Source organism: Pseudomonas sp., from assembly GCF_030683065.1.
Lineage (GTDB): Bacteria > Pseudomonadota > Gammaproteobacteria > Pseudomonadales > Pseudomonadaceae > Aquipseudomonas.
Genome location: NZ_JAUXMX010000003.1, coordinates 21,511 through 28,733, shown reverse-complemented (window position 1 = coordinate 28,733; position 7,223 = coordinate 21,511). Strand labels below are relative to the sequence as shown.

The following is a 7,223-nucleotide window of genomic DNA, read 5'->3' as shown; positions in this document are numbered from 1 at the left end:
GCACAACCTCGGCCTGACCTGCGATCCGGTCGGCGGTTTGGTCCAGGTACCGTGCATCGAGCGCAACGCAATCGCGGCAGTGAAGGCGATCAACGCCGCACAACTGGCCTTGCGTGGCGACGGTCAGCACTTCATCTCGCTCGATCGGGTGATCCGCACCATGCGCGACACCGGCGCCGACATGCACGACAAGTACAAGGAAACCTCGCGCGGCGGCCTGGCCGTCAGTGCTATTGAGTGTTGAGTGAAGGCACCCGGTCAGCCGGCTGAGGCGACGTCGATACCGGTCATGGCCGCCCTGTTTTTGGCCATGTCCGGGGTGCTTGTCAGCTTTTGGTGCGCGTTCGCCTGGACGCTTGCACTAGCCGTTATGACCGCCCGGTCATGCGGCTCTTTAGTGGGGTGTTACTGCGGCTATTCCCGCACGTAACGAGGTGACATTGAGGGTTTCGGCGAATGCTACCGAAATGCTCAGGAAGCCCGCCCCCGGGTCCTCGCGGTCGCAAACAGAATATTATTGTCGCTCCTGCCAACGCCTTGTGGCGCGGGTCTCGGAAAATCTGCGTATTTATATTGAACGGCCAAGTAATTTAGGCACGACCTTTGCTCTATGTTTCAAGCCATCTGGGGCATTGGTTTACCAGAATCACAAAAATAGAGCCCCACCATGAGTGAAGGCTCAACACCGTGCTTTGCTTTTGCGTGAGGGTTTGTTTTATGTCGCAGTTCAATCCAGGGGCGCAGCCCCAGAACCGTGTCCCCCAATCCATCGGTTTTCTTCTGCTGGACAACTTCACTCTGATCTCCCTAGCGTCGGCGATCGAGCCCCTGCGCATGGCCAACCAGTTGTCCGGTAAGGAGCTTTACCGCTGGCATACCCTGACCCAGAGCGGCCAGCCGGTGTGCGCCAGCGACGGCCTGCAGATCACCCCGGACGCCGGTTTGAGCAATGCGCCAGTACTGGATGCGGTGCTGGTCTGCGGCGGCGTGGATATCCAGCACAGCGTCACCCGTGAGCACCTGCATTGGCTTCAGACCCAGGCGCGCCATGGCCGCCAGATGGGCGCGGTATGCACCGGCAGCTGGGCCTTGGCCAAGGCGGGTTTGCTCGACGGTTACGAATGCAGCGTGCACTGGGAAGTCCTCGCGGCAATGCAGGAAGCCTGGCCCCGGGTCACCGTTACCACGCGCCTGTTTTCTATCGACCGCACGCGCTACACCTCGTCAGGCGGCACTGCGCCGATGGACATGATGCTGCACCTGATCGGCCGCGAGCATGGCCGCGAATTGGCGGCAGCGATCTCTGACATGTTCATCTACGAGCGCATCCGCAACGAGCAGGATCACCAGCGTGTACCGCTCAAGCACATGCTCGGCACCAATCAGCCGAAGCTGCAGGAAATAGTCGTACTGATGGAGGCCAACCTGGAGGAGCCGATTGACCTTGATGGCTTGGCCAGCTATGTCGATGTCTCGCGCCGTCAGCTCGAACGGCTGTTCCAGAAGTACCTGCACTGCTCGCCGTCGCGCTATTACCTCAAGCTGCGCCTGATTCGTGCGCGTCAGCTACTCAAGCAGACGTCGATATCGATCATCGAGGTGGCCTCGGTGTGCGGTTTCGTGTCCACCCCGCATTTCTCCAAGTGCTACCGGGAATACTTCGGTATCCCGCCGCGCGACGAGCGTAGCGGGCAGAACCCGGGTGGCGTGAGGTCCTTGATGCCGTTGCCAGAAGACCTGCTGCGGCCAGCCTCGGCTTCAGCGATGGCTGCGATGAGCCGTGCGCAAGGCGAGTCAACCTTCGCCAGCGTGCGCCTCTAGCGGCGACACCGCGTTGACATGCCGCTCGAATGCCGGGAGTGGTCGGTTCAACGTGAGCACGTGAACTGACCGGGGGGGCGGCGCTGGCGCTCAGCCCTCCGGTTGCGACTATCGCGGCTAAAGCCCCACCCACAAAAGACTGTTATCCAGCCTGGTCGTCAGCGCGCCGGAATGAACACCGGGCTGCCATCGATCTCGCAGGTCAGCAGGCGCTGGCCATAGAGCTGTTCCAGTACCGCCGGCTGCAGCATCTCGGCGACCGGCCCCCAGCAGGCCTCGCCGTCGGGGTAGAGCAGGAGGATCTGATCGCACCAGCGGGCAGCCAGATTGAGGTCATGCAGGCACATCAGTACCGCACATCCTGCGTTCGCCTGCGCCGCGAGTAATTCGAGTACGGCCACTTGGTGATGCAAATCCAGGTGGTTGGTCGGCTCGTCCGCCAGCCACAACGCCGGTGCCTGGGTCAGTACGGTGGCGATGGCCACGCGCTGGCGTTCGCCGCCGGACAGGGTGCTGACCAGGCGCTCGCTCAGGTGTGCCACATCCAGGCGGCTCAGCGCCTGGTGGGCGGCAAGCAGGTCTGCGGCGCCCTCCATTTGCCAGGCCGGCAGGAAGGGGTGGCGGCCGATCAGTGCGGTCTCCAGCACCGTGGCAGGAAAGCCGTCCTGGCGCTCCTGGAACACCAGCCCCAGGCGTTGGGCGATCTGCCGCCGACTGAGCCGCGTGAGCGGCTGGTCGTCCAGTAGCACCTCTCCCGCGCGTGGCGCACGCAGTCCGGCCAGGGTGTGCAGCAGGGTAGTCTTGCCCGCACCGTTGGGCCCCAGTACGCCCCAGACCTGGCCGGGCAGCAGGCTGAAATTCAGCGCCCGGCCGCTGGCGCGCCCTGGTACATCGATCACTAGCTCGCGGGTCTGCAGACGGCTCATCAGCGGCTCCGGTGCAGCAGGTAGAGGAAAGTCGGCACCCCGAGCAGTGCGGTGATCACCCCCACGGGCAGCTGTTCCGGCGCGATCACTGTGCGCGCCAGGGTGTCGGCCAGCACCAGCAGGATGCCGCCGCTCAAGGCGCAGGCGGGCAATATCAGGCGCTGGTCGTTGCCCAGCAACAAGCGCAGCATGTGCGGCACCACCAGGCCAACAAAGCCGATGCTGCCGGCGCTGGTGACCGCCAGTGCGGTCAGCAGGCTGGCGATCACATAGATGCTCCATTCCAGTGGACGCACCGCCACCCCCAGCGCCGCCGCCTGCAGCGGGCCGCGGGCCAGCACATTGAGGCTGCGGCCCAGCGGCAGCAGCAGCAGGCTCACGCCGAGCAGCAGGCCGAGCGCCGGCCAGGGTGTTCGTGCATAGGACAGGTCACCCATCAGCCAATAGAGCATGCCGGGCAGTCGTTCGGCGGGGCTGATCGCCAGCATCAGGGTGATGATCGCGCCCCAGCCAGACGCCACCACCACGCCGGTCAGTAGCAGCCGTGACGGGGTCCAGCTGCCAGTGCCGTGGGCCAGGCCAAACACCAGCAGGGTGGCGAGAAACGCCCCTGCGAACGCCGAGCCGGAGATCAGCAGGCCGCCGAGGCCCGCCAGCATGGCCAGCAGTGCGCCGACCGCGGCGCCGCCAGACAGGCCGAGCACGTAAGGATCGGCCAGCGGGTTGCGCAGCAGCACCTGCATCAGCGCACCGGCCACCGCCAGCAGGCCGCCGGTGGCGAAGGCCGATAGGGTGCGTGGCAAGCGCAGTTCGAAGATCAGGGTGCGCTGCAGGTCGCTGCCTTGCCCGGCCAGCGTCGACAGTACATCGACCAGGCTCAGGGCGCTGCTGCCGACGCTGACCGACAGCGTCATGGCGGCCAGCGCAACCAGCGTGAGCATGCCCAGCAGCCAGCCGAGCGAGCGCCGCGTGCCGATGAGTTTAGCGGCGGGCACGGGCCGTCTCCAGGCTCTCGCACAGCAAGCGGCTGCCTGCCAGTAGGCGCGGTGTGGGGCGCTGTACGAGGGACGGCGGGATGAAGAATAGATTGTCCTGCTGCACGGCCTGCAGGCCGGGATAGGCGCGCCACTCGGTCAGCCAGTCGCGATTCTCCTCGCCCATGCCGCCGGCCAGGATGGCGTGCGGATTGGCCATCAACACCGCTTCGAGATCGATGCGCGGAATCTGCCGTGGCAGGTCGGCGAAAACATTCTCCCCGCCACACAGGCGGATAACCTGGCCGATCAGGTGGGCCTCGTTGACGGTCATCAACGGCCTGTTCCAGACCTGATAGAACACCGTCACCGGCTCGGCCTCACGGTACTGTTCGGCCAGTTCGGCCATGCCCTGGCGAAACTGCTGGGCGGCCTGCTGGCCTACGGCCTCGCTGTCGGTCAGGCGCGCCAAGCGCTCAATGGCCTGCGAGATACCCTCGATACTGTTCGGTTCGAGATAAAACATCGGTATGTCGAAATCTTCCAGGGCCGCCATTTGCTCGGCGGGGTTGCCACTGCCCCAGACGATTGCCAGGTCCGGTTGCAGGGTCAGCAGCCGCTCCAGATCCAGGCGGCTGTGACCGCCCACCGATGGCAGCGCACGCGCCTCGGGCGGATAGTCGCTGAAGGCCACCACGGCCACCACGCGGTCCCCGCCGCCGGCTGCGAAGACCAGCTCGGTGGCGCCTGGCGACAGGGTCGCGATGCGTTGCGCCGGTGCCGCCAGGCAGAGTTCGCGCTGGGCATCGTCGACCACGCAGATCGGTGCCGCCAGCAGCAGTGGCGCCAGCCCCAGCAGTATGGCCGTCAGGCCGACATGCCAGGCTGACAAGCCGCGCAGGCGGACGAATAATTGGTGCATGTTGTCCCCTGATGGTGCGCAGATTCTCACCGCGACAGTGCCGTTGGCCCCGCGCGAGAGCGCAACCTAACAACCGCTCGGGACAGGGTCAATGTCGATCTACCCCGGCTGGTCTGCCACGTGTTGGTGCGGCGGCGAAAAACCACCTCCGGTGCTATCGAGCGCCAGACTCCACCTTGACGTTCGTTCGCCGGGCCACGCAGCGCCGCGTCGTTGCCTGGCTGCACGGCATCGCTCTGCGGATGGACGTCAGCGGCGTGAGTCTCTAGACTCGCGCCCTCTTGCTTCAGGTGACCGCTGGCAATGGCTGGCGGTGAAACTGGGAAGTCGGTGCGTTGTGCGTGTTCACGCCAACAATTCCGACGCTGCCCCCGCAACGGTAGACGAGTCAAGCCAGCGCTTTTTCAACCACTGTGCTTCAGGTGTCTGTCGGCCTTAACGCTGTTCTGCTTCGGAAAAGCCGAGTGTGGCTATTCCTCGCAACGAACGGGCAAGTCCGACAGGGGCCTCGCATGGGAAGGTGCGTTTGGTGGTGTTCCGCCTGTTTGGAACACCGCTCGTAAGCCCGGAGACCGGCCTGTCGCAGTCCATGGCATCGCGGAGGGCGTTGTCTGGCGTGTGGCTGCGCCGTTGTTGCAGGTCATCCGTCGCTGGTTCTCCGCGTGTCTTTCTCAGCAAATCGCCCGGGTGGGGCGACGGAGCTACGACGCGATGAGCAATGCCTTGTATAAGCCGGCAGCCATGCTGCTGTGCGCTATTCCCTGTACATCCTTTATCCCCTTGGCCCATGCGGCCGAACATACCTGGCTTGACGACCAGTTGGTGACAGCCACCCGTACTGTGCAGACCGCGCAGCAAAGCCTGGCGGCGGTGACGGTATTCGACCGTGCGCAGATCGAGCAGAGCCAGGCAACGTCCTTGCCTGAGCTGCTGCAGAGGGTGCCCGGTGTGTCCCTTACCAACAATGGCGGGCCGGGCAAGAACGCTTCCCTGTTCATCCGCGGTAGCGAGTCAGACCATGTGCTGGTGTTGATCGACGGGATCAAGATCGGCTCGGTGACCAGCGGCGGCGCGGCGCTGCAGGATCTGCCCCTGGAACTGATCGAACGCATCGAGGTGGTGCGCGGGCCGCGTTCCAGCCTGTATGGCTCCGAAGCCATCGGTGGGGTGATCCAGATTTTCACCCGCAAGGGCAGTGCGAGCGGCGCCAAGCCGTTCTTCTCCGCCGGTTATGGCAGCCACGACAGCTACAGCGGCAGCGCCGGGGTCTCCGGCGGTGTTGGCAGCGCCTGGTACAGCGTGGCTTTAAGCGGTCTGGACACCGACGGCATTAACGTCAAGTCGATTAGCAGCAGCGGCTATGAGAACGATAGCGACGGTTATCGCAACCTATCCGGGGTGCTGAGCGGCGGTTATCGTTTTGCCAATGGCCTGGAGCTGGACGCTAACCTGCTGCAAGCCGAGTCGCACAATGATTACGACCAGGTCAACAGCCGGCGCACCTCCGGCTTTCACGCCCATGCCGACAATCTCTCCAAGGTGTTCGGTACCCGTGCTCGCTTCGCGCCGTTCGAACCCTGGCGTGTGACCCTGCAACTGGGGCGTAGCGACGACAAGTCCGATGCCTACCAGGACGGCACGTTCTATTCACGCTTCGACAGCCGCCGCGACAGCGCCAGTTGGCAGAATGACCTGGTTCTGGCCCCCGGCCACACCCTGGCTCTCGGTGTCGATTACCAGCACGACCAGGTCAGCGGCAGTACCGCCTATGCCGAGGACTCACGCGACAACAATGGCGCCTTCGTCCAGTACCTTGGCGAAGTGGGTCGCCACGACTGGCAGTTGTCACTGCGTGGCGACGACAATCAGCAGTTCGGCCAGCACGAGACCGGCAATCTCGGTTACGGCTATGCGCTCACAGACTGGCTGCGGGCGACCCTCAGCTATGGCACGGCGTTCAAAGCGCCGACCTTCAACGAGCTGTACTACCCCGGCTACGGTAATCCCGACCTGGAGGCAGAAACCTCAAATAGCCTGGAAGCTGGCTTGGCCGGCCAGCATGCCTGGGGCCATTGGTCGATCAACGCTTTCCGCACCCGCATCGACGAGCTGATTGCCTACGACGCCAGCATCAAGGCGCCGGCCAACGTCGCCGAGGCGCGTATACGTGGCGTCGAGCTGGTGCTCGCCAGCCAGATGCTTGGTTGGGACTGGAATGCCAACTACACACTGTTGGAACCGGAGAATCGCTCCTCTGGAGCCAACAATGGCAACGAGCTGGCGCGCCGCGCCAAGCAGTTGTTCAACCTTGACCTTGACCGTCGACTAGGCGCTTTCAGCATCGGCGCCAGCCTGCACGCCGAAGGCCAGCGCTTCGACGACCTGGCCAACACCAAGGAGCTGTCTGGCTTCGCCACCCTCGACCTGCGCGGTGAATACCGCCTTAGCCCCGAGTGGCGCCTACAGACGCGCATCGCCAACCTGCTGGATGCCGACTACGAGACGGTCGAAGGCTTCAATCAGCCCGGCCAGGCGGTTTACCTGACCGTGCGTTACCAGGCGCTTTGAGCTAACCCACTG

General features: G+C 64.3%; 6 protein-coding genes and 1 riboswitch. Of the genes, 3 read left to right on the top strand and 3 right to left on the bottom strand.

All coding sequences use genetic code 11. The annotated features are described in order from the left end of the window. A partial coding sequence (locus Q8K09_RS00255) for an L-serine ammonia-lyase, iron-sulfur-dependent, subunit alpha (RefSeq protein WP_305252828.1) occupies positions 1 to 244 on the top strand: 244 nt, incomplete at its 5' end. A gap of 473 nt (positions 245 to 717) precedes the next feature. Then, the gene (locus tag Q8K09_RS00250; RefSeq protein ID WP_305252827.1) at positions 718 to 1,821 is read left to right on the top strand and encodes a GlxA family transcriptional regulator; all 1,104 of its coding nucleotides are present in this window, start codon (positions 718 to 720) and stop codon (positions 1,819 to 1,821) included. Between the two features lie 158 nt (positions 1,822 to 1,979). Here Q8K09_RS00250 and Q8K09_RS00245 read toward each other — a convergent pair whose 3' ends face one another. The 3 genes from Q8K09_RS00245 to Q8K09_RS00235 are packed head-to-tail and all read right to left on the bottom strand — an operon-like array spanning position 1,980 to position 4,643. Further along, the gene (locus tag Q8K09_RS00245) at positions 1,980 to 2,747 is read right to left on the bottom strand and encodes an ABC transporter ATP-binding protein (RefSeq protein ID WP_305252826.1); all 768 of its coding nucleotides are present in this window, start codon (positions 2,745 to 2,747) and stop codon (positions 1,980 to 1,982) included. Next, entirely contained in the window at positions 2,747 to 3,688 is a 942-nt protein-coding gene (locus Q8K09_RS00240; RefSeq protein ID WP_370869464.1) for a FecCD family ABC transporter permease, read from the bottom strand. The genes Q8K09_RS00245 and Q8K09_RS00240 overlap by 1 nt, the downstream gene beginning before the upstream one ends. A gap of 40 nt (positions 3,689 to 3,728) precedes the next feature. Further along, entirely contained in the window at positions 3,729 to 4,643 is a 915-nt protein-coding gene (locus tag Q8K09_RS00235; RefSeq protein ID WP_305252823.1) for a cobalamin-binding protein, read from the bottom strand. Positions 4,644 to 4,914: 271 nt separating this feature from the next. Continuing rightward, a riboswitch (cobalamin riboswitch) is annotated at positions 4,915 to 5,239 on the top strand. A gap of 115 nt (positions 5,240 to 5,354) precedes the next feature. On the opposite strand from Q8K09_RS00235, the gene btuB reads away from it, so the two are divergent. Continuing rightward, positions 5,355 to 7,211, top strand: a complete 1,857-nt coding sequence (gene btuB / locus Q8K09_RS00230; protein WP_305252822.1) for a TonB-dependent vitamin B12 receptor — start codon at positions 5,355 to 5,357, stop codon at positions 7,209 to 7,211. Positions 7,212 to 7,223 lie beyond the last annotated feature (12 nt).

Coding starts and splice junctions, on each gene's coding strand:
- Q8K09_RS00250 (WP_305252827.1), top strand. CDS start 718: ATGTCGCAGTTCAATCCAGGGGCGCAGCCCCAGAACCGTGTCCCCCAA.
- Q8K09_RS00245 (WP_305252826.1), bottom strand. CDS start 2,747: ATGAGCCGTCTGCAGACCCGCGAGCTAGTGATCGATGTACCAGGGCGC.
- Q8K09_RS00240 (WP_370869464.1), bottom strand. CDS start 3,688: ATGCTCACGCTGGTTGCGCTGGCCGCCATGACGCTGTCGGTCAGCGTC.
- Q8K09_RS00235 (WP_305252823.1), bottom strand. CDS start 4,643: ATGCACCAATTATTCGTCCGCCTGCGCGGCTTGTCAGCCTGGCATGTC.
- btuB (WP_305252822.1), top strand. CDS start 5,355: ATGAGCAATGCCTTGTATAAGCCGGCAGCCATGCTGCTGTGCGCTATT.